We start from the raw sequence: 20,217 nt of genomic DNA, 5'->3' as shown, positions 1-20,217 counted from the left end.
AACAGGACGCCCAGCCCTCTACGACAACGCTATCGACACCGACTACACCCACTCAATCGGCATTCAAAAAGGCCAAATCTAACCCCCGCGACACGCCGAGCCAGACACACATTTTGACCCTTAACCCGTATCTACTGTACCCGCTCAAAAATGAAACGGAGGGTCTGCCCTTCCCAGGGGGCAACCCTCCGCTTCGGTTCGCTACCCACACCCCTGCAGGTAGCTATCAGAGACGATAAATTTGAAACACACTCATACTCTGAAATCGCAGATCTTTCAGCCCAAACTCCTCCAGACCTACTGTACCAAGTATGACATCTCACCCTCAGTAAAACCTAGGTATTTGTGGACTGAAAGGGGGGTAAAATTTAGTCACTCCTGCTATTTTTGCCCCCAAAGTGTAGGGGACTAGGTCAAATAGGAGTGGCTGTCGATGGTGAGATACCATCATTCCCACAAAAATGTGCAGGCCGGCGCGGCGTGTCACGATGCGCGCCGTGTGGAGGCTGAAAGGTTCAGACCACCGAAAGGTCCAGCACTACGAGCGGCGGGCGGTGCGCCTAGCAGCCTGCTGACGGTCGTAGTCCTCCCAGTAGGCGCGCTGGGTGAGCTCATCAGTGCCGTCCCAGGCGTCCAGGTTCTTAATCTCGGGTAGATCAGAAGCCTGGAATACCGGCTCAAGGCCAGCCTTGCGCTGGGCCTCGTAATTGCGTAGCACCTTGATGACCTTAGGCAGCAGCAGGCAGACCGCAGTCAGGTTGACGATGACCATGCCGCCGTTGAGCACATCGGCTAAAGCCCACAGCAAATCCAGTGAAGCGATAGCGCCGAAGAAGACGAACACGATGACGACCACGCGGAAGACACCCATGGGCATATGCTTCTCGGTCACAAAGCGAATGTTGGATTCACCGTAGTAGTAGTTACCTATAATCGACGAGAAAGCGAACAGGGCAATCGCCACGGTCAGAAAGTGAACGGCCCAGGAGCCCAGGTGGGTGGAGAGCGCGGTCTGGGTGAGGGTGCTCGACATTTCTCTGTTGCCGTAGGGGATATCGCCCGCAACCAGTACGATAAAAGCGGTGACGGAGCAGACCAGCATGGTATCGAAATAGACGCCCAGCGCCTGCACAAAGCCCTGCTTGGCAGGGTGCGAGACGGAGGCGGTCGCACCCGCGTTAGGGGCAGTACCCATACCCGCCTCGTTGGAGAGTAGGCCGCGGCGCATGCCGTGAATGATGATCATGCCGACGCCGGTGCCGGTGACAAATTCCTGGACGCCGAAGGCGCCGGTGAAGATGGAAGCCAGGACTCCGGGTACAGCACCCAGGTTGATTACAACGATAATGAGGCCCAGAGCCAGGTAGAGTACGGCCATGAAAGGTACCAGAATCTCGGTGACTGAAGAGATGGTGCGGATGCCACCGAAGATGATGAAGCCAGCAATAATAGCGATGACAATGCCTACAAGGATGCGGAAGCCCATGCCGTTGGTGCCGGTGATGTCAATGCCGAACGAACCAGCGGCCGCACCGACGATAGCGTTAGTCTGCACGGCCACGAAGACAAAGGCGTAGGTGATGACGATGAAAGCCACAAAGATGAGGCCCAGCCAGCGGGCATTCAGGCCGCGCTGCATATAGTAGGCGGGGCCACCGATGTAGGAATCCTCGCCCTTGCGCTTATACAGCTGGCCGAGCAGGGACTCAGCGAAGGCGGAGGCCGCGCCGATTGAGGCGATAACCCACATCCAGAAGACAGCGCCGGGGCCACCGAGGATAATAGCCATGGCTACACCGACGATATTGCCTACACCCACGCGGGAGGCTGCGGAGACGGTGAAGGCGCGGAAGGCCGAGATGCTTTTCTTGCCGTTGTATTCGGTGCCTGCCGGGTCCTTGAGGGTGCGGAACATTTCACCAATCAGGCGGAACTGCACGCCACGTGTGGCAATCGTGATACCCAGGCCTGCTGCTACCAGGGCAAAAAGAAGAAAGTAGGCCCAGAGTGCATCTGAGATACCGGTGATAACCTCGGTTGCTCCTGCGGTGGATTCGTTAATCCAGTTCACCGCGTCAAGCAGAAAATCCATGAGTGCTCCCAATGGTGTGAAGGGCAGGTAGGCCCGGGGTAGGGGGCCTGACTGCGCGGGGCGGGGCTACCTACCGCGGCACGTGTAAGCAGTAGGTGTGAGAAGACACCGGCCCGGTAGGGCGGTGAACACTAGGGGTAATTCTCACAGTTTGGTTGCCTTTGTGCAAAACAGGTGCGGTGTGATGTTGCCGTTTCGTGTGCCGCTTTAAACGGTATAGGTACCACCTGACTCGGAAAAACCCAGCTAGTTCGTGGGTATTTTTGAGTGAGATGGTACCTACCGCGTGAGGGGGGCGGACGTTAGGCGCCGGGGCGGGGTGCGTCCGTATTGTCGGTGAAGACGTCGGGGATACCGTCGGCGTTCTCGTCAACTAGCTCCTTCTCGGCAATAACCTTGTAGTGCTTGTTACGAATCGAAAGAATGGTGGCACCCAGAATCGCGGCGATGAGGGAGCCAATCATGATGCCGACCTTGGCGTCCTCGGTATGCAGCGAACCTGCCTCGAAGGAAAGCTCAGCAACCAGCATGGAGACCGTGAAACCGATACCGCCGGTCACGGCAAGGCCAATCACATCAATCCACTTGATATCTGAATCGAGGTTGACTCCCCGGAAGCGGGTGATGAGCCAGGTGGTGCCGGTGATGCCAATGGTCTTACCGACGACCAGGCCCACCATGATGCCAATAGCAACGGAGTCCGCGAGAGCGGTGCGCAAACCGTCCCACCCACCTACGGCTACACCGGCTGAGAAGAAAGCAAAAATAGGGACGCAAATACCCGTGGAGAGCGGGCGCAGGCGGTGCTCCAGGGTTTCGGCCAGGGACGCATGGGCATCGGCAGCCTTGGCCTGCGTGGTCATACGGACGGGTACGCAAAAGCCTAGAATCACGCCAGCAATGGTGGCGTGAATACCGGACTCTAGAAAGAGTGCCCAGGTGATAAGACCCAGGGGGAGCAGAATAACCCAGGCGGCCCACTTCTTTTCGTGAAAGAACTTCTCGTGCTTGTGGGTCAGCCAGAAGTAGAGGCCAATCGGCACGATAGAGGCGATCAGGTACCAGGCGTGAAAATTATTGGTGTAAAAGAGAGCGATGATGACGATGGCAATCAGGTCATCGACCACCGCCAGGGTGAGCAAGAAAGTACGCAGGGCGGCGGGCAGGAAGGTACCTACACCGGCCAGCACGGCCACGGCGAAGGCGATGTCAGTTGCGGCAGGAATAGCCCAGCCGTGCACCGCGGTTTCGTTGCTGTGGTTGATAGCGAAGTAGATGATGGCCGGGGTCATGGCACCACCAAAGGCGGCCGCCACGGGCACAATGGCTTTACCGGGGTCACGTAAGTCGCCCACTACAAACTCTTTTTTGAGCTCTAGGCCGGTGAGAAAGAAGAAGACGGTCAGCAGGCCGTCCGCCGCCCAGAGGTGCACGTTCATCATCAGGTGGCTAAAGCCGGGAATATTGAAGCCCAGCTCGGTGTCGCGAATTCCCTCATAGAAGCTGGAGGCCTGGGTGTTAGCGAAAACGACGGCCAGTACGGTCGCGGTCAGCAGAATGAAGCCACCCACCGACTCCTTGCGCATAATCTCTGAGACACGACTGGTTTCTGCGTAGGATCCGCGTGAGAAAAGCGCGTCGTTTTGAGGCTGCTGGGTCATGCCTCTCCTTCGATGTAGTGTGTGCGTTCGCTAGGGCTAGTTTCCATTATGCTCCTTTAGCCCAGCTAATGCGGGAATCTGAGATGCAGAACTGCACACGGGCGTCCGCTCTGCTGAGAAAAAGGTAGGTACCATCTGACTCGGAAAAACCCAGCTAGTTCGTGGGTATTTTTGAGTGAGATGGTACCTACCGTGTGAGGAGAGGGGGCGGACGTTAGGCGCCGGGGCGGGGTGCGTCCGTATTGTCGGTGAAGACGTCGGGGATACCGTCGGCGTTCTCGTCCACGGTTTCCTTGAGCGCAACCTGCTTGTAGTGCTTATTGCGAATCGACAGTAGGATGGCACCGAGCAGGGCGGCGGTGACCGAAGCGGTTAGAATGGCGACCTTAGCGGCATCGTTGTAGTCAGAGCCCAGGCCGAAGGAGAGCTCGGCAATGAGCAGGGAGACGGTGAAGCCAATACCGGCCAGGGTGGCCACGCCAATGACGTCAATCCAGGCGATATCGGGGTCGAGGTTGGCGCGGCGCAGGCGGGTGATGAGCCAGGTGGAGGCCGTAATACCAATCATCTTGCCGAAAATCAGAGCCAGAATAATACCGTAGGCGATGGGTTCGGTAACCGCGTCCACGAAGCCCTGCACGCCGCCGATAGCAACACCGGCTGAGAAGAAGGCGAAGACGGGCACGCAGAAACCTGCAGAGAAGGGGCGGATGCGGTGCTCCATGACCTCGGCCAGGCCGTGGTGGGCGCTCGCTGCCTCGGTGCGCTTGTTCTTGCGTACCGGAATCATAAAGGCCAGAATAACGCCGGCGATAGTAGCGTGAATGCCGGAGTTGAGAAAGAGAACCCAGACCACAAAACCGATAGGTAGCAAAAGCAACCAGGCAGCTGCGGGGGAGAGGTGAAAGAGCTTCTCACCCTTACGCGCTACCAGGGCGTAGAGGGCGATTGGGATGATGGAGAGCGCCAGGTAGCCAATCTGCAGGTCGGAGGTGTAGAAGAGGGCGATGATGGTAATAGCGATAAGGTCATCCACCACGGCCAGGGTCAGCAGGAAGGTACGCAGGGCAGAGGGCAGGTGGGAGCCGATGACGGCGAGGACGGCCACCGCGAAGGCGATATCGGTCGCCGCGGGAATGGCCCAGCCGCCGCGAGCTTCAGCGCTACCATTGAGGTTAAGAGCCACATAGATGAGAGCGGGCAGGGCCACGCCACCGGCCGCCGCGACAATGGGTACCAGGGCCTTGCCGGGGTTGCGCAGGTCGCCTTCAACAAATTCTTTTTTCAGCTCAAGCCCGACCAGAAAGAAGAAGACTGCCAGCAGGCCGTCCGCAGCCCAGTGGCCGATGGAGAGTTTGAGGTGCAGGCCCCAGAAGTCAGCGCCCAGATAGGTATCGCGTAGGCCGAAGTAGTGCTCGGCGGCTGCTGAGTTGGCGAAGATGAGGGCGAGGACGGTGGCCACCAGCAGGATAATGCCGCCGGTAGATTCTTTGGAGAGGATCTCGGAGACGCGCTGTGACTCCCTGTAGGAGCCGCGCGAGAGGACGGTGTTCTCTGAAGACATGGTGCTCTCTTGGGTTGATTGAGTAACGAATAACCGCCCACCCGCCACCTGGTGAGCCTGTTGCGGGGACGTTGGCGCCCTCAGCGCTACTAGCACAGCAGGTAGGTGGGTTGGCGGGCCGACCAGTCTTCCCGGCACACCTTAGTAATCTAGCTTACCAAAGAGGGAGGGGGGAGCCGGTTGCATACAGTAGCGGGGCGCTTGCCTCTGAGTGCCCTGTTTTCCTTATGTTGGGAGAGGGCGCTGAGCACCTACCCTTGCATAGACAGCGCTCAGAGACAGCATATGACGCAACACGCCGGTGCTAGGGTGCAGTAGAACAAGAAACGGTTTCAAAAGAAACTTAGAATTGGGTGTAGGTGACCCAAACCCGTAAACTTTAGAGGAACCATGAGCGACACAACCTCCACCCCGCCCGCTCACACCGACGCGCGCTGGCTCAACGAAGAAGAACGCGAAGCCTGGCTTTTTATCTCGTCCATGATGTTCAACCTGCCCGGCCAACTCGAGAACCAGCTCAACAAAGATTCTGGCCTCAGCTTTGTGGAGTACATGGTGCTGGCCATGCTCTCTGAGTCACCCGAGCACATGCTGACTATGACAGAGCTGGCCCGTCAGACCAACACCCTGTTGCCTCGCCTCTCCCGGGTAGTGACCCGCTTGGAGAAAAATAGCTATGTGGAGCGCACCATCTGGGCTAAGGATCGCCGTGTCTCTATCTGCCACCTACTGCCGGAGGGCCTGGCTAAGGTTCAGTCTGCTGCCCCCGGTCACGTTGAGGCCGTGCGTCAGATTATTTTCGATAAGCTCAATACCCGCCAGGTGAGGTCTCTGGCTAAAATCGGTGAATCCGTGCTAGGCGATAAGCCCAGCGCTGTCATCAACGTATCGAATGTGGCTTCTTTGAAGTAACAAGAAAACCGACCAGTTTTCCCTGAGGCTTCGCTAACCGAGGTCACCATATAGAGCTGCTAAGCCTTAAGTTGCCTGCCCCGGTGCGCAGGGGGCTAGGACAAAGTGACGCACTAACCCCAGCTTTTCCACAGCGCTGCAGGTTCTTGAGGGGGGCGCTGTGGATAGAAAGTAGGGTACCTCGCAACTTCGTTCCATGACTCACGGAACTGTTTGTAGAGGTGCTTCCTCCCATGTCATATCTGTTTTGGGTGCAGGTTCCGGGAGGAGGTGAGACCTTCGGGGAGGGCGGTGGTGCAAATTTTTAACAGTTTTATCCCCACCTGTGGATAAGTCTGTGAACAATATCCACTTAAGTGCGGTGGAAACCCCTGCTCCGTTGAAAAAGTGCCGAAATGACCCTTAAAATCGAGGCATGGAGTGGCCTGGCAGAGGTTTTTCCACAGACCTTATCCACACCGGTGGAAAAGTCACACGCGTGTGATTTTCGAACAACAGCCGTGTTTTTTCGAACAAAATGAAGGGTGAAGAGCGCTAACTCGCCCCGGGTCTCGAATACCCTCGAAACTCACCACCCGTGTAATTCGAATATCCCCAGATTTATCCCCACCTGTGGATAACTTTTTTGCCCTTAAGTGGAAAACCGGCGTTCACGCGCTCTGATCACAGGGATAATCAAAGTCAACAATGGGTTCAGGGTCGAAGTTCAGCGGTTGAACGCGTCGCGCTCAATGAGTCGACCGTTACATCCCAGAACTGCCCTTCCTCGTCCCACTGCAAAGCACTAACACGAGAATTGAATTGAATATCTGAGTGCAACCCGAGACGGGTGGCGAAGTGCTCCACATACTCGCGCACCTCACCACCCGTCGGGAAGCGTTCCTTCCAGTTCCAGGTATCAATGACATCCTGAGAGAGTTAGGCAGTAATACCGTGACTCGCAGTCCGTTCGGACTCCGGGATACCGATTGCTACTCCAGGTACCGCCGAGCGCAGTGCCGGCCTCTAGTAGCAGCGCATCAATGTTCTTCGTTAGAAGTGATTGGAGCATTGCAAGACCGCTAAAGCCGGCCCCAATGATGACAACTTCACGCGGTACGCCTGCGGAAGCTTCTGTAGTTTGCGTCGTGGTCATCTTGTGTCCTCTCTCAGGAAATCAACCCGATTTATCCGTTATTCACGGATTCGGAAGGGCCCCAGAAGTCGTCTTCTGCTGGACCATCGGACGAGAACAGATGCACAGCTACGATCTTGCCTTGCTGCACGGTAATGAGGTCAGTTCCCGCTTGGTCAAGCTTGACATCGCCGCGGTCACCGGTGAATTGAACTGGGGCAACCACAAGATCGCCATTGACCATCAGCGGGCCGGTCAGAGCAATGGCAAAGGTGCCCTGGCTGACAGCCATCATTTCGCCAATCAAGGCGTACACAGCATCCGGACCAACGTGGGTACCCGAGAAACGGTTTTCCCCCGGCTGGAACCACTTAACATCAGGGTCAAGGTAGCTGAGGGCATCTTGTACACGGCCCTCGGCCAATGCACCAAAGTACTTGGAAACAACCTCAATAGGGGGTGTCGTCGACGTAGTCATGGATCTTTCCTCCAAGAAATAAATTTGTTTTGCTGACCTTCCTATGGTAACAATTAGTTACCTGTTACCTCAACGTAACTATCAGGAGAATTGTTGAAAGGATGTTGATGACTGCGACGAACTGGAACGTGATGATGGCGAAATGTCCTTCGCGTACCTCACTCGCGAGAATCGCGAATAAATGGACGGCCATGATTGTCATCGCGTTGTCGGATGGGCCCTTGCGATTCAAAGAGATCAAAGCAACGGTGGAGGGGATCAGCGGCAAAGTACTGACAGACACACTCCGAGCTCTGGAACGTGACGGAGCGGTTTCTAGGACGTTTTACCCTGAAATGCCGCCGAGAGTGGAGTACCACCTCACTGAACTAGGTCAAACCCTATCCGAACCTCTCAACGCGTTGCGAGTATGGTCGGAGACATACTTTGATGCCGTCCAAGATGCACGCGACGCATATGACCGGGCATTAGAGCCATCCGAGGACCGACGAAATTAGCCGCATCAATGGTGTTGAGGACCTCTTTATAATGGACTCAAGCCTAATTCCTGGGTCAACCGGCGGAGTGCCACCAGCATTGACCGTTACTGCCTTAGCAGACCGTTGTATCACCAGCGCATTAGACGAAGGAGCATTCGACGCATGAACACTCATCAAAACCATCGAAGAACTGAGGCATCGCCCAAGGCCAGGGGACCGATTCTTATCACAGGAGCAACCGGTGGACTGGGATACGAGACGGCGCTTAGCCTTGCCTCCCATGGCGACAGTCTTATTTTTTGCGTACGAGACCTTGAACGCGGGCAACAAATCGCGAACGAGATATGCGAAAAGTACCCTCGTGTGAGCGTCATCGTCGAGAAAGTCAACATAGCAAGCCTGTCGAGCGTGTCTAGACTTGTTGGCCGTCTCTGTGAGAGCGGCAATATCCCGGCCACAATAATCTGCAATGCAGGCATCCAAATTGTGAATGGAGTTCAGGTATCGGAAGACGGGTTCGAGCTGACGATGGCGACGAACGTCCTGGGGCATGTCTCTCTCATTGCTCATCTACTTCCTCATCTAAGACCTAGTACGAGCATCATTACTATCGGCAGTGAGACCCACAGAGGTGGTCTATATGCATTCGGTTTCCCAGCGGCGGACTGGAATGGAATGGCAAATCATCTGAATCCAGGGAGTGCCACTGATAGCTCCTCTAGAGGCGGCAGGGTTCGATATTCAACCTCGAAACTAGCTTGCATTGTCCTTGCATACGAACTCAACCGATTATTTAGTCCCAGAGGAATACATGCGGTGGCGTTTGATCCAGGTCTGATGCCTGCGACAGGCCTGGCCCGTGACTACCCCGCCTTTATCAAACGTATTTACGCTGGGCTGGTTCCACTTCTGACGCGTTTTCCTGGAGCAAACAGCGTTAGTAGATCAGGGTCGAATTTGGCATGGCTGGTCCATCACGCCCAGGAGAACGATTTATTTGGTAGGTATGTCAGTAACCGATTCCCTCATAAGAGTTCGAGGGAGAGCTATACTCCGGGTATCGGTAGCGATGTGTGGACAACCTGTTGCCTGGCAGCTGGAATAGACCCGAGTGGTCTATGACAAAATTTGAACAGCCTAGTGGTCTCCTCATGATTGCCACGGCGCCGGGCTGCCCTCCGTGGACAGCGGAAGTCGGTACTCAAGAAGCAGAGGAAAAGGCAATTTTCCGGCAACAAATGCACGCAACCCGCTTCGATACCTACTGTCTTGGGTGAACTGTTTCCCATCGTGCTTTGGCAGGTGGCTACCTTACCCACGCTTGGCTAGAAGAGTGAGGTTGTTCGGGTAGCGTTGGGCTATCCGTTAGCAATAATCGACAAAATGTGTGTGGCTGAGCTATCGATTGCTCTGGTTTCACCTGATATGTACTGGGTTCAGGAGGGTGTCTGATGTATCTGCTGCCCACTTGCCCGACGAGGAGGCGGCACCAGCAAGGGAGTTCTTAAAACCCTCTTCCATAAAACCTTCAGGGTTCTTTTCCTCATTATCATTGCTTGGAGACAGTAAGTAGTTCGTGCCACCCAAACCAAAATCACTGCTCCGATTCAAAACTACCTGACGCGCAGGTGATAAACCAGGGGTGTTACTAATGGCACCGCTCACTCCCGGCGCTAAGGCCCCTCAAAGACAAAAGAGGGTGCACCCTAATCCCGTATGGGGTGCCCTTCAAGCTCCACAGCACGAGCCTCGTAATGGCCAAGCCGTAGATAACCCACACGAAATCTTAACTTCTCGCCCTGGTGGCGGTTGAGTTCGTCTGCTAAATCCTGTGCGGTAGCAAACCCTTCATTCTGTATTTCTACAAAGACCAGTAATCCGCATTCTTCGGTTTCGGTGTTGATGCTTTGGCGTGAGCTGGAGGTGCGTACTCCGCCACCGCCGCTGACGGCTTCAGCGCTGGTAACGGTGCAGTCAATTGTGCGATAGAAGTTTAAATCAAAAATATAATAACCAATTATTAAGAAGAAAACAAAAATAACAACATTACTCGCTCTTCTGTTAAACTTTGCTATTTCTTTTTGGTTATATTTATTCTTTTTTCCGTGGGATAATTTGTCCACATCAGACCCTCCACTAGTTTCCTGAGCTGCCCCCTGGTCAGCACCAGCTCGATCCTGGTCAAACTCTCTACCACCCATCACAACTACCCTCCTGACAACCTAGTAACGTCTTTGATCATACCCCTGAGCATCCCCACCAGAGACAGGAGCAGCAGGCACATGACCAGAAAGAACATCACGGCGGGAAACGTCTACACCTTGCATGTGATTTGGTATCGCCTGATTAATGGCCGCATCTGATGTATCGGCTGCCCACTTGCCCGACGAGGAGGCGGCACCAGCAAGGGAGTTCTTAAAACCCTCCTCTACAAATTTACGAGGTGTCTTTTCCTCATTATCATTGCTTGGAGACAGTAAATAGTTCGTGCCACCAGCAACAAAATCAAGTCCTCTATCAACACCAATCTTTGGAAGTCCTGTAACTCCTAAATGCTGAGTGGTTCCACCGCTCACTCCCGGCGCTAAGGCCCCTCAAAGACAAAAGAGGGTGCACCCTAATCCCGTATGGGGTGCCCTTCAAGCTCCACAGCACGAGCCTCATAGTTGCCAAAATCGAGGTAACTCACTCGAAATGTTAATGTTTCACCCTTATGCCTATTGAGTTCGTCTGCTAAATCTTGTGTGGTAGTAAACCCTTCATTCTGCATTTCTACGAATATAATTTCACCGCACTCTTCGGTTTGAATATATGCTCTTTGATAGGATCCAGCGGAGCGCAAACCACCGCCCCCTCCCGAAGCTTCTGCGCTGGTGACGGTGCAGTCGATTGTGCGATAGAAGTTTAAATCGAAAATATAATAACCAATTACCAAAACCGCGATAGCCACAAGGGATATTTTCCCGATTTTTTGTCCACGTGGACTCAAGGCATTTGACTTGGCTTTATGAGCTGCCCCCTGGTCAGCACCAGCTCGATCCTGGTCAAACTCTCTACCACCCATCACAACTACCCTCCTGACAACCTAGTAACGTCTTTGATCATACCCCTGAGCATCCCCATCAGAGGCAGGAGCGGCCGGTGTATTGCCAGAAAGAACATCGCGGCGGGAAACGTCTACACCTTGCATGTGATTTGGTATCGCCTGATTAATGGCTGCATCTGATGTATCGGCTGCCCACTTGCCCGACGAGGAGGCGGCACCAGCAAGGGAGTTCTTAAAACCTTCCTCTACAAATTTACGAGGTGTCTTTTCCTCATTATCATTGCTTGGAGACAGTAAGTAGTTCGTGCCACCTAAACCAAAATCACTGCTCCGATTCAAAACTACCTGACGCGCAGGTGATAAACCAGGGGTGTTACTAATGGCACCGCTCACTCCCGGCGCTAAGGCCCCTCAAAGACAAATAGAGGATGCATCCTAATCCCGTATGGGGTGCCCTTCAAGCTCCACAGCACGAGCAGTGTAATGACCTAGGTGTAAGTAGCTGACTCGGAAGGTTAGGGTTTCGCCTTTATGTCTATTGAGTTCGTCTGCTAAATCCTGTGCGGTAGCAAACCCTTCGTTTTGTATCTTGGTGAAGACTATTAGTCCGCATTCTTCGGTTTCGGTGTTGATGCTTTGGCGTGAGCTGGAGGTGCGTACTCCGCCGCCGCCGCTGACGGCTTCTGCGCTGGTAACGGTGCAGTCAACCGTGCGATAAAAATTCATATCAAGAACGTAGTAGACAATTGCACCGATAAGTACAATTCCAAAAAAGTTAGCAATAATGGCGGATCCGCGAAATCTCTTCTTTTTCGGGGTCGAACTCTTCATATTATAACCTTTCGTATGTAAATATGTTTACAAACACTTTTGATGTCTATTTATCTCGCGTGGTTATTCATGATCCGAGTTTGGCTGCCCAGAAACCCACTGGCCATTGATAAACTCGCGGCGGGAAACCTCCACACCCTGCATGTGATGTGGTATCGCCTGATTGATGGCCGCATCTGATGTATCGGCTGCCCACTTGCCCGACGAGGAGGCAGCACCAGCAAGGGAGTTCTTAAAACCCTCCTCTACAAATTTTTGGGGATCTTTTGCCTCATTATCATTACTCGGAGACAACAAATAATTCGTGCCACCAGCAACAAAATCGACACCTCGTTGATTTACAGAACGCCATACTGGAGATAACCCGGGATTGCTAGTAATACTACCTGAGACTCCCGGTGCTAAGGCCCCCAAACCAAACCCAACACCAGCAGCATGCACACCACCTTCCAGCGTCGGCCTATACCCATTCTCAGCGTTCAACCAATACCCACCGGCATTATTCACAGCACCAGCAACCGAACCCTCAACCGCCTGGTCAAGAACCCCTCTACCGGTGTACTGCCCAGCAATATTCTGCCCCCACTGGCCCATGGTACCTAGAGCAGGTTGGAACCTGGCGGCCACAGGAGCGGTCAAGGATGAAACCCGTGAGGTGAGCGGGGCAAGAGTAGAAGTGGCCCGGGATGCTACCGGGGCTATTGCAGAACGTACTGACCCCCAGGTGCCTGAGAGGCCAGAGCGGGCTGAAGAAAACGCCGCTCCTACCTTGGTCGCTGTCCCGCTATTAATCATGGCGGTCCCCACTTTTGATGACCCAAAAGCTGAGAATCCCATACTGGCTAGCCTTCCTACGCCGCCGGCAGCAAAACCAACAGCACCATCAATGAGAGATGTCTTGAGGCTCACGTGCCCGCTGAAGATTTTTTGCCCGGCGACTGAGGTGCCGAAGGAGAGCAGGCCAGCTACTGTTGCCATGCCGACCCACCCTAGTGGGCCGCTGGCTAGGAGGCCGATAGCTGCTACAACGGTGACAGCTGTGACGAGCCAGGCGTGGTCGTTGAGGAATTGTTCTGCTTCATTGTAGAGGCGTGTCCATGAGCGGTTTCGTGTCTGTTCTTGGTGGTATTGTCGGAATTCGGCTGCTGTCATGGGTGAGAGCCCCCAGGGGTCCACCAGCCCTGCAGGGGCGTTCCCCATGAAGGCGTAGACGTTAGTGGCCCATCCGGCGCCGGTCGGGGAGGTGAGGGGGTCAGGGGTGAGGAATCCACGAGTAGCTGGATCATAGGCGCGCACACCCAGAACCTCTAGCCCCGCTACCTGCAAGGACCCAGCGGCGGTCAAACCGGTGGCGCTAGAGGGTAGGTTTAGGGTGTCGCTACTAGCAACAGGAGCCTGCACCACCGGAGAAAGACCAAAAGGATCCACCCCACGTGACCCCACTAGATCCAAGGAGGCCACAGTCTTCAAGGAAAGCGCAGTTCCACCCATCTGCATAAGAGTAGGCAGAAGCGCAACCGGATCCCACACCAAAGGGCAAGCGGTAGAAGAATCAAGGCCATCGGCAGAAACACCCTCAGCGCTCGCCACAGCAGCCACCAGACCCAAAGCATCATTCCACAAACGCACTGTAGAAGAAACACCACCGGCACTCGCACCAGCAGCACCCTCACCAGTTGTGGTGGTGACTTCAGCCAACAAACCCACCGGCGAATAAGCATAATTTCTGGTCACACCATCACCGCTAGTGTGTTGAACCCGACGGCCCAGCCCGTCATACACAAACTCAGAGACACCAGCCTCAGAATCCACAAGGCGTACCAACTGACCAGCAGCGTCATAGGAATACTCCCGCTCCACACCCGCAGCAGTGCACTCACCAACGAGAAACCCGGCTTCATCGTAGGTGAAAGTATGCACACCCTCATCCGTAGTCACAGCAACCAGCTGGTGGGCCCCATCATAGGTAAACAAACGCAACCCATCAGCTGCATCGTCCACACCAACGACCAAACCCTCAGCATTGTAGTAGGTTGTGGTGGTCATCTTCTCACCGCTACCACCTACGCGGTGTTCAATAGCGGCCCAACCCCCATCAGCCCTGTAGGAGGCCTGATCGGCAGCGGTCTCAGCGCCGCTAGCAGACCCAGCAACTGTAGTCACACCCACAGCGGCCTGCCCGGTGCCCTCCTCAACCCTGGCGACTGTCGGCACCGTATCAAAACTACGCACCAGCGCACCAGTAGAATCAGTAATCTGCCGCAGGCAGGCCTTCTGATCGTAATGATAGGTGAGAGCCTCATCAGCCAGCGAACCCTGCTCACCTTCACCACCGGGGGTAGCTACACCACGCATGAGTGAGGTCAGCAAGCCCGTGCCCTGATCGTAAGAATACTCGGTCACCGCCCCATCAACGTCCACCGCCGAACGGTTACCATCGGCAGTATAAGAGATGCGCACCCGGTGCCCCTCACCGGCATGACCACCAGCAGTAGAGTGCTCAACCAACCGCCCTAACCGGTCATTGATGAGCGTATGCACCACCGGGGTGCCGGTATGCTCATCGACTAGCGAGGTACCGGTGCAGGTATAGTCAAAAATCTGGGTTCTGCGAGAGGGCGCATCCCGCTCAATTCGAGCAAGCAGTTGCTGATTAAACCGCAGGGTCGCCAGCAAACCCCGATCATAGGTGTAGGTCAGCTGATCCCCGTCAGGGCTGGTCCTTGCCAGCACCCTACCAGCGGCATCATAGGAGGCGGTGCTGCGCCGCCCCAGAGCATCCACCGTGGCAAGCAGCTGACCGGCCGCATCATACTCATAAGAAGTCACCGCACCGTTGGGAGCGGTCATACGTGCAACCTGCCCAGTAAGAGTATAGGTATAGCGAGTCTTACCCCCTAGACCATTGGTTGCGCACACCAGCTGACCGGCCGCATCATAAGCAAAACGGCGGGTGCCGAACTGCTGATCAAACGCAAAAATCAGGCGCCCGCAGGCATCATACCCATAACGGGCCAGACCCGTATTGGTTCGCTGGGCAACCACCCGGGAGGCCCGGTCGTAGATGATTTCTTCACGCGCACCGGCACTGCTTGTGCGTGCAATCACCCGGGAGTCGGCATCGTACTCAAGGGCGGTGACCACCCCGGTCGGGTCGGTCATGGTGGAGGGGCGGCCGCACTCATCATAGGTGAAGGTGGTGGCCCTCCCCTCAGGTGAGGTGATGCTGGTGATTTCACCGCGAGCGTCCCTGGTGAGCGCAGTCAGGTGCCCTTCACCGTCCAGAATTTCTACCACATGACCGGCAGCGTCGTAGGTGTACATTTCTTCTGACCCGTCAGCAGAGGTCTGCTTGACCGGTCTGCCGTAGGCATCAAAAGTGGTGGTATGGGTGCCAAAAGCATCGGTAATCTCTTGGATGCCGGAGTGGCGCTTGGTGCGCGCGGTGGTGCGCTGCCCAGTAGGGTCGATGACGGCAGCCAGGTCACCATTAACCGTGAACTCTCTGCGCCAGGTATTTCCCAGGGGGTCAATCAGGGCAGTATTCTGCATGAGCTGGTCATAGACCAGCGACCAAGTAGCGCCTGCCGGGTCGGTGAGTGAGGTCAGGTTGCCCATGGTGTCGAAACCGTGGGCAGTGACGCGCCCTAGAGGGTCAACGATCTGGGCGATATCACCAGCGGTGTTGTATTCGTAGGTTGTGCTTGCACCGGTAGGGTCGGTGACGGTGTGTAGGCGCCCGCCGGTAAGGTAGGTGAAATTCCAGGTAGATCCGTCTGGTTCGGTGCGAGAGAGTAGGTTGCCAGCGGCGTCGTAGGTGAACCTGGTAGTCAGCCCTAGCGGGGTGATGAGAGCAATGATGCGGCCGCTTGCGTCACGTTCACATTGTGTTGTGTCACCGGCTGCGTTGGTGATTGATATGAGTTCGCCGAAAGCATTATAGGCGCAGGAAACACTGACGCCGGTAGGGCCGGTCATAGACATCAGTAGGCCCTCGTCCCAGGTCAGCTGTGTGTGCCCACCGAGGGCATCAACGAGCACTGAAGGGTTGCGTTCGGCACCGGTTGTATCGGCGTATTGGTAAGAGATAACAGAGCCGTTAGCTGTTATCAGCGTTGTGAGCCGGTCATGCTGATCATACTCACAGGTAATATCAGCCCCTTCAGGGGTGACTTCGCGGGTGAGCAGGCCGCGCTGATTGAAAAGCCGGGTGGTGGTCGCTCCGTCACGTTCAGTGATTGAGACCCGGTTATTGAAGGTATCGTAGGCCATGGTTTGGCGGTTTTGATGAGCGTCAATCATACCGACGAGGCGGCCGTGATGATCGGAAATCCAGGTGTTGGCATGGCTGCCGTCCTGATTGGTGACCAGCGTGACGCCGCTTGAGAGATACGAGTAGTTGCGTGTGAGCCCGTGGGGGTAGTGCTGTGAACGTACTCGGTTTTGGTTGTCGTAGAGGTTCTCAACTTCCACAGTTCCATCAGCGGCGGTGACGGCACTGATGAGCCCTTGAGGGTTATAGGTGTAGTGGCGGGTACCTGCTGCGGTGCGGGCACCGGTGAGTTTCCCTGAGTCGTCGTAACTGTACTCCACCCGGCTGCCCTCATGCCCTTGGATATAGGCTACGTGCCCGCCTGCGTATTCGATGTCAAGGTAACGCCCGCGGGTATGGGCGATGCGGCTGATGAGTCCTTGGGGGCTGTAATGCATGGTGACGGCGTCACCGGTGGTGGCGGCGTGGGCTAGGTAGGCACCGGTGGGGGAGAAGACCCAGAGAGCTCCGGTGTTATCACGGATTACCAGGAGCTGGGTGTGGTGGCTGTGCTCCTGGGGCAGGGCGATGGGGAGATTGCTGGGGTTTTCGGTGGTGAGCCAAAGAGGGTGTAGATGCGCCCGATCCCAGCCTGCACCTGCTCGGGGGAAAACCAGATGCTGACCGTCGTCTTTGACCCAGGTTGCGTTTTCGTCGGTGAGAATCAGACGGCTGTCAAGGGGAGACGACCAGCCGACGCCGAAGACCCCCGGTGTGGGGTTGAGGGCGTTGTACATGCGGGTGAAAGTTAGGGTAGAGGCTGATTCGGTGTAAGTGAGATCGGTTTCTGGTTCGATGAAATTACCGGTGGCTGCGTTGACGGGGTCGCCGATATAGCCCGCCGATGCTTCGGTGCCTTGAATCGTGGGGGAGTCGATGGCCAGAGGAGTGCGGGTTGCGGCCGGCCCTATTGCTGCTTCTAGAGCAGCATAAGGCAAAGCGGAGACCTGGTTGGGGTCACCGGATATAGCCTCAAGCTTTTCTGCAATACGCCTTAGCCAAGCGTATTCGTTGGTATTATCTTCAAGCCAGCGAACGAGTGCGTCAATGACGCCAGAATCAGAGATACTAACCCAGGCGCACTCTCGACTAAAACGTTCTAACCCACCTCTTAAAGAAGTTACTAGCTCTGAGAGTGTTTCGTCGTACCTCTCATGCTGTGATACCCCATCTTTAATCGCTTGCGGGATAGCAGAAACCACGTCCGTAACATGTGCGGCGGTAGGTTCAGTATTTTTAGGGCTAGTTGAGGGTGGCTGAGCTGAGGAAAGGATAGCTGGAGCTGGTGGCGCTCCAGTATCGCCAAAAAGATCCTTCACGAATTCCCACTTTTCTTCTGCGCTCATTTCCCAGAAGCCTTTGTTGGCAATGTCTCGCATTTGCTGGTCGTAGGCGTCAATGGCCATCCCGAGCATGGAAGCAATTTGCTCAAAAGCAGCAGAAAAATTACTTAAATCCTGGCGGATTACCTCAACATTGGCTTCGTAGGTCCTCGCATAGGGGCCTTTGAAGTCTTGAAGCATCGCTTCTGATGTGGTTCTTCTTTGGGGTACTTGTTCTGAGGCAGTGTCTGACGCATGGGTGAAAAGCTGGCGCACTTCTTCTGCGGTGTCACGATTGAATTGGATGTTGATATCGCTCATGGTGAGAACTACTGCCTTATCGGTTGGTTATTTTGAGAAGGGTGTGGGAGGGGCACCAGTGAGGGGCTTGCCGTCTGCCGCATTGGGAGTGTAGTAAGCTCCTGGTGCGTGCGGAATAGTGGCTAGGTGCCTCCTGTAGCGAAACTGTTCTGGGAGATCTGTAGTTGCTGCTGGAGTTCTTCGAGTTCGGTCTTGGTCTTAAGATTAGGTGGGGCAGGGGCATCAGTGCAAACAAGGCGACTTATCAAGTAACCTCCCGTGACCCACAGGGCACAAGTGTGTAGAGTTAAACCCAGAAAGACCCAAAGAAGGGGCCTTCAACGAAAGGAACACCATGTCAGAAAAGTACGTTCTGCCTGAACTCGACTACGACTACGCAGCCCTCGAGCCCCACATCTCCGCTCGCATCATGGAGCTACACCACTCCAAGCACCACGCCACCTACGTAGGCGGTGCCAACACCGCTCTGGAGAAGATGGAAGAAGCCCGCGAGAAGGGCGACTTCGCCAACATCGGCAAGCTCTCCAAAGACCTAGCCTTCAACCTGGGAGGCCACACCAACCACTCCATCTTCTGGAAGAACCTCTCCCCCGAGGGCGGCGACAAGCCCGTCGGCGAGCTGGCAGCAGCTATCGACAATGACTTCGGCTCCTTCGACGGCTTCCGCGCCCACTTCGAAAACGTAGCCCTCACCATCCAGGGCTCCGGCTGGGCTATTCTGGCCTGGGACACCGTGGGTAAGCGCCTGATTATCGAGCAGCTCTACGATCAGCAGGGCAATATCTCCGTAGCCCTGATTCCCGTTCTGCAACTGGACATGTGGGAGCACGCCTTCTACCTGGACTACCAGAACGTTAAGGCTGACTACGTCAAGGCCTTCTGGAACATCGTCAACTGGGAAGACGTAGCAGCCCGCTTCGACCGCGCCGTCTCCCAGACCCAGGGTCTGGTCATCCCCGAGGCCTAAGCCTTCACACACCTAACGTGACAGGTCAAGCCGGGTGCTGGCGTCCTTCTCATCAGAGCGGACGCCAGCACCCGGCTTTCTGCGCGGTAGGGGCGGGTATCAGGATTCGTCATACAGGCGGGCTACTCTGGGCAGAGCCCCCACCTGCCGCTAGTATTAGGGGCAATACAAAGGAGTACCCCATGCGCCCGCAACGCCTCACCCTACCCGCCGCCCTGGCCGCTAGCGTCCTCGCCCTCACCGGGTGCGGCCTATTGGGCAACACATCAACCGAGTCGCAACCGGAGGCAGAAAACACCTCGACCGCCGGGGCTGAAACCACACGGGTTCTGGGCGTGCTCGACGCCGACACCGTTAAAATCGACCGTGACGGCACGACCATCTACGTCGACCTGCTCGGCCTAGCCACACCGCAAGCCAAACACGACAACGAAGACATGCACTGCCTGGCGCCCGAAGCCGCCGAATACCTGGGGCGTATGCTCCCCATAGGCACCCCCGTCACCCTCACCTACGACCCCGCCCTGGGCAAAGGGCCTACCCCCGACGGTGCAACCCCAGCCACCACCTACGCCGGAATCACCCTGCCCGACGGCAGACTGGTCAATGCCGAAATGGCCCGCGCAGGCTACGGCACCGCCGATAGCAGCCGCAGCGGCCTGCTTGCCGAAGAAGTGACTGCCGCCCAAGCTGAGGCTGATCAAAATCAGAACGGGCTTTACAGTAGGAACGCTCCCTGCACCCTGCCAGCCCGCCTCACCACAACCCTGACCAGTATCAACGAAGCCCAAGGCCTTGACCTCAAAGACCCCCTCCAAGCCGCTGACGCGCTCTCTACCGCCCTCGCTAGGTACGAGAACAACCCCGAGTTCCCCCTCCTTGCCTCCATCAGCGGGACCCACTCCGTCACCGTACTAGCCGATGCCCTCACCCGCGCAGCCGATAGTAAGCGCGTGGCCTACTCCGTTGCTGAAGAGGCTGAACGGGAACGGGCCCAACATGAGGAAGACTCTCAAGACGCCAGCCCTGAGAGGCACCCGCCCCCCCACTAGCGTACCGGCTGACCGCGACGAGACCAGCGACTCTCCCTCCGGCGATGAAAGTGCCAGCGGCTGACT

General features: G+C 55.9%; 16 protein-coding genes. 5 read left to right on the top strand and 11 right to left on the bottom strand.

Annotation, left to right across the window (positions count from 1 at the left end):
* Positions 1–538: 538 nt before the first annotated feature.
* The 3 genes from L6966_RS05550 to nhaA (L6966_RS05540) all read right to left on the bottom strand — a co-directional run bounded on the left by L6966_RS05550 (position 539) and on the right by nhaA (L6966_RS05540) (position 5,317).
* Positions 539–2,092: an alanine/glycine:cation symporter family protein gene (locus L6966_RS05550; RefSeq protein ID WP_237233040.1), complete on the bottom strand. Its 1,554-nt coding sequence runs from the start codon at positions 2,090–2,092 to the stop codon at positions 539–541.
* A 302-nt stretch (positions 2,093–2,394) separates the two neighbouring features.
* Positions 2,395–3,753 (bottom strand): Na+/H+ antiporter NhaA, encoded by a 1,359-nt coding sequence (gene nhaA, locus L6966_RS05545; RefSeq protein ID WP_083092357.1) that lies wholly within the window; start codon positions 3,751–3,753, stop codon positions 2,395–2,397.
* Positions 3,754–3,967: 214 nt separating this feature from the next.
* Positions 3,968–5,317, bottom strand: coding sequence for a Na+/H+ antiporter NhaA (gene nhaA / locus L6966_RS05540; protein WP_083092360.1), 1,350 nt, complete (start codon positions 5,315–5,317; stop codon positions 3,968–3,970).
* A gap of 390 nt (positions 5,318–5,707) precedes the next feature.
* Here nhaA (L6966_RS05540) and L6966_RS05535 point away from each other — a divergent pair, with 390 nt between their 5' ends.
* Complete coding sequence (locus tag L6966_RS05535; RefSeq protein WP_083092362.1) at positions 5,708–6,229, top strand: MarR family winged helix-turn-helix transcriptional regulator; 522 nt, start codon at positions 5,708–5,710, stop codon at positions 6,227–6,229.
* Positions 6,230–7,127: 898 nt separating this feature from the next.
* Here the strand turns inward: L6966_RS05535 and L6966_RS12185 are convergent.
* Together L6966_RS12185 and L6966_RS05530 are read right to left on the bottom strand one after the other, a co-directional pair.
* Positions 7,128–7,364 carry an NAD(P)-binding protein gene (locus L6966_RS12185; RefSeq protein WP_083092364.1) on the bottom strand — a complete coding sequence of 79 codons (237 nt, stop codon included), beginning with the start codon at positions 7,362–7,364 and terminating at the stop codon, positions 7,128–7,130.
* A gap of 31 nt (positions 7,365–7,395) precedes the next feature.
* A complete protein-coding gene (locus tag L6966_RS05530) occupies positions 7,396–7,821 on the bottom strand; it encodes a nuclear transport factor 2 family protein (protein ID WP_083092366.1) in 426 nt (141 codons plus the stop codon).
* 101 nt (positions 7,822–7,922) lie between these two features.
* On the opposite strand from L6966_RS05530, the gene L6966_RS05525 reads away from it, so the two are divergent.
* Together L6966_RS05525 and L6966_RS12180 are read left to right on the top strand one after the other, a co-directional pair.
* Positions 7,923–8,318, top strand: coding sequence for a winged helix-turn-helix transcriptional regulator (locus tag L6966_RS05525; RefSeq protein WP_219336366.1), 396 nt, complete (start codon positions 7,923–7,925; stop codon positions 8,316–8,318).
* A 144-nt stretch (positions 8,319–8,462) separates the two neighbouring features.
* Positions 8,463–9,422 (top strand): SDR family NAD(P)-dependent oxidoreductase, encoded by a 960-nt coding sequence (locus L6966_RS12180; protein ID WP_083092368.1) that lies wholly within the window; start codon positions 8,463–8,465, stop codon positions 9,420–9,422.
* A gap of 584 nt (positions 9,423–10,006) precedes the next feature.
* Here L6966_RS12180 and L6966_RS05520 read toward each other — a convergent pair.
* From L6966_RS05520 to L6966_RS05495, 6 genes are all read right to left on the bottom strand, one after another.
* Positions 10,007–10,504 carry a hypothetical protein gene (locus L6966_RS05520; protein WP_143539183.1) on the bottom strand — a complete coding sequence of 166 codons (498 nt, stop codon included), beginning with the start codon at positions 10,502–10,504 and terminating at the stop codon, positions 10,007–10,009.
* Positions 10,505–10,522: 18 nt separating this feature from the next.
* On the bottom strand, positions 10,523–10,876 hold the full coding sequence (locus tag L6966_RS05515) for a hypothetical protein (protein ID WP_237225109.1): 354 nt from the start codon (positions 10,874–10,876) through the stop codon (positions 10,523–10,525).
* 41 nt (positions 10,877–10,917) lie between these two features.
* On the bottom strand, positions 10,918–11,367 hold the full coding sequence (locus tag L6966_RS05510; protein WP_237225110.1) for a hypothetical protein: 450 nt from the start codon (positions 11,365–11,367) through the stop codon (positions 10,918–10,920).
* A gap of 18 nt (positions 11,368–11,385) precedes the next feature.
* Positions 11,386–11,739, bottom strand: a complete 354-nt coding sequence (locus L6966_RS05505) for a hypothetical protein (protein ID WP_143539184.1) — start codon at positions 11,737–11,739, stop codon at positions 11,386–11,388.
* A gap of 42 nt (positions 11,740–11,781) precedes the next feature.
* Complete coding sequence (locus L6966_RS05500) at positions 11,782–12,177, bottom strand: hypothetical protein (protein WP_083092372.1); 396 nt, start codon at positions 12,175–12,177, stop codon at positions 11,782–11,784.
* Positions 12,178–12,240: 63 nt separating this feature from the next.
* Positions 12,241–18,132: a DUF6531 domain-containing protein gene (locus L6966_RS05495; protein WP_083092374.1), complete on the bottom strand. Its 5,892-nt coding sequence runs from the start codon at positions 18,130–18,132 to the stop codon at positions 12,241–12,243.
* Between the two features lie 334 nt (positions 18,133–18,466).
* On the opposite strand from L6966_RS05495, the gene L6966_RS05490 reads away from it, so the two are divergent.
* Both L6966_RS05490 and L6966_RS05485 read left to right on the top strand, forming a co-directional pair.
* The gene (locus L6966_RS05490; RefSeq protein ID WP_083092376.1) at positions 18,467–19,099 is read left to right on the top strand and encodes a superoxide dismutase; all 633 of its coding nucleotides are present in this window, start codon (positions 18,467–18,469) and stop codon (positions 19,097–19,099) included.
* Between the two features lie 182 nt (positions 19,100–19,281).
* Positions 19,282–20,151: a thermonuclease family protein gene (locus L6966_RS05485; protein ID WP_083092378.1), complete on the top strand. Its 870-nt coding sequence runs from the start codon at positions 19,282–19,284 to the stop codon at positions 20,149–20,151.
* The last annotated feature ends 66 nt before the right edge of the window (positions 20,152–20,217 follow it).

Origin of the sequence: Rothia nasisuis (assembly GCF_928381405.1) — a bacterium.
In the GTDB taxonomy this organism is placed as follows: domain Bacteria; phylum Actinomycetota; class Actinomycetes; order Actinomycetales; family Micrococcaceae; genus Rothia; species Rothia nasisuis.
This window is presented reverse-complemented; position numbering and strand designations above follow the sequence as displayed.

What these genes read in the sequence shown, in the direction of transcription:
- nhaA (WP_083092357.1), bottom strand. Translation starts at nt 3,753, where the DNA reads ATGACCCAGCAGCCTCAAAACGACGCGCTTTTCTCACGCGGATCCTAC.
- L6966_RS05495 (WP_083092374.1), bottom strand. Translation starts at nt 18,132, where the DNA reads ATGAGCGATATCAACATCCAATTCAATCGTGACACCGCAGAAGAAGTG.
- L6966_RS05535 (WP_083092362.1), top strand. Translation starts at nt 5,708, where the DNA reads ATGAGCGACACAACCTCCACCCCGCCCGCTCACACCGACGCGCGCTGG.
- L6966_RS12180 (WP_083092368.1), top strand. Translation starts at nt 8,463, where the DNA reads ATGAACACTCATCAAAACCATCGAAGAACTGAGGCATCGCCCAAGGCC.
- L6966_RS05530 (WP_083092366.1), bottom strand. Translation starts at nt 7,821, where the DNA reads ATGACTACGTCGACGACACCCCCTATTGAGGTTGTTTCCAAGTACTTT.
- L6966_RS12185 (WP_083092364.1), bottom strand. Translation starts at nt 7,364, where the DNA reads ATGACCACGACGCAAACTACAGAAGCTTCCGCAGGCGTACCGCGTGAA.
- L6966_RS05525 (WP_219336366.1), top strand. Translation starts at nt 7,923, where the DNA reads ATGTTGATGACTGCGACGAACTGGAACGTGATGATGGCGAAATGTCCT.
- L6966_RS05485 (WP_083092378.1), top strand. Translation starts at nt 19,282, where the DNA reads ATGCGCCCGCAACGCCTCACCCTACCCGCCGCCCTGGCCGCTAGCGTC.
- L6966_RS05490 (WP_083092376.1), top strand. Translation starts at nt 18,467, where the DNA reads ATGTCAGAAAAGTACGTTCTGCCTGAACTCGACTACGACTACGCAGCC.
- L6966_RS05500 (WP_083092372.1), bottom strand. Translation starts at nt 12,177, where the DNA reads ATGAAGAGTTCGACCCCGAAAAAGAAGAGATTTCGCGGATCCGCCATT.
- L6966_RS05550 (WP_237233040.1), bottom strand. Translation starts at nt 2,092, where the DNA reads ATGGATTTTCTGCTTGACGCGGTGAACTGGATTAACGAATCCACCGCA.
- nhaA (WP_083092360.1), bottom strand. Translation starts at nt 5,317, where the DNA reads ATGTCTTCAGAGAACACCGTCCTCTCGCGCGGCTCCTACAGGGAGTCA.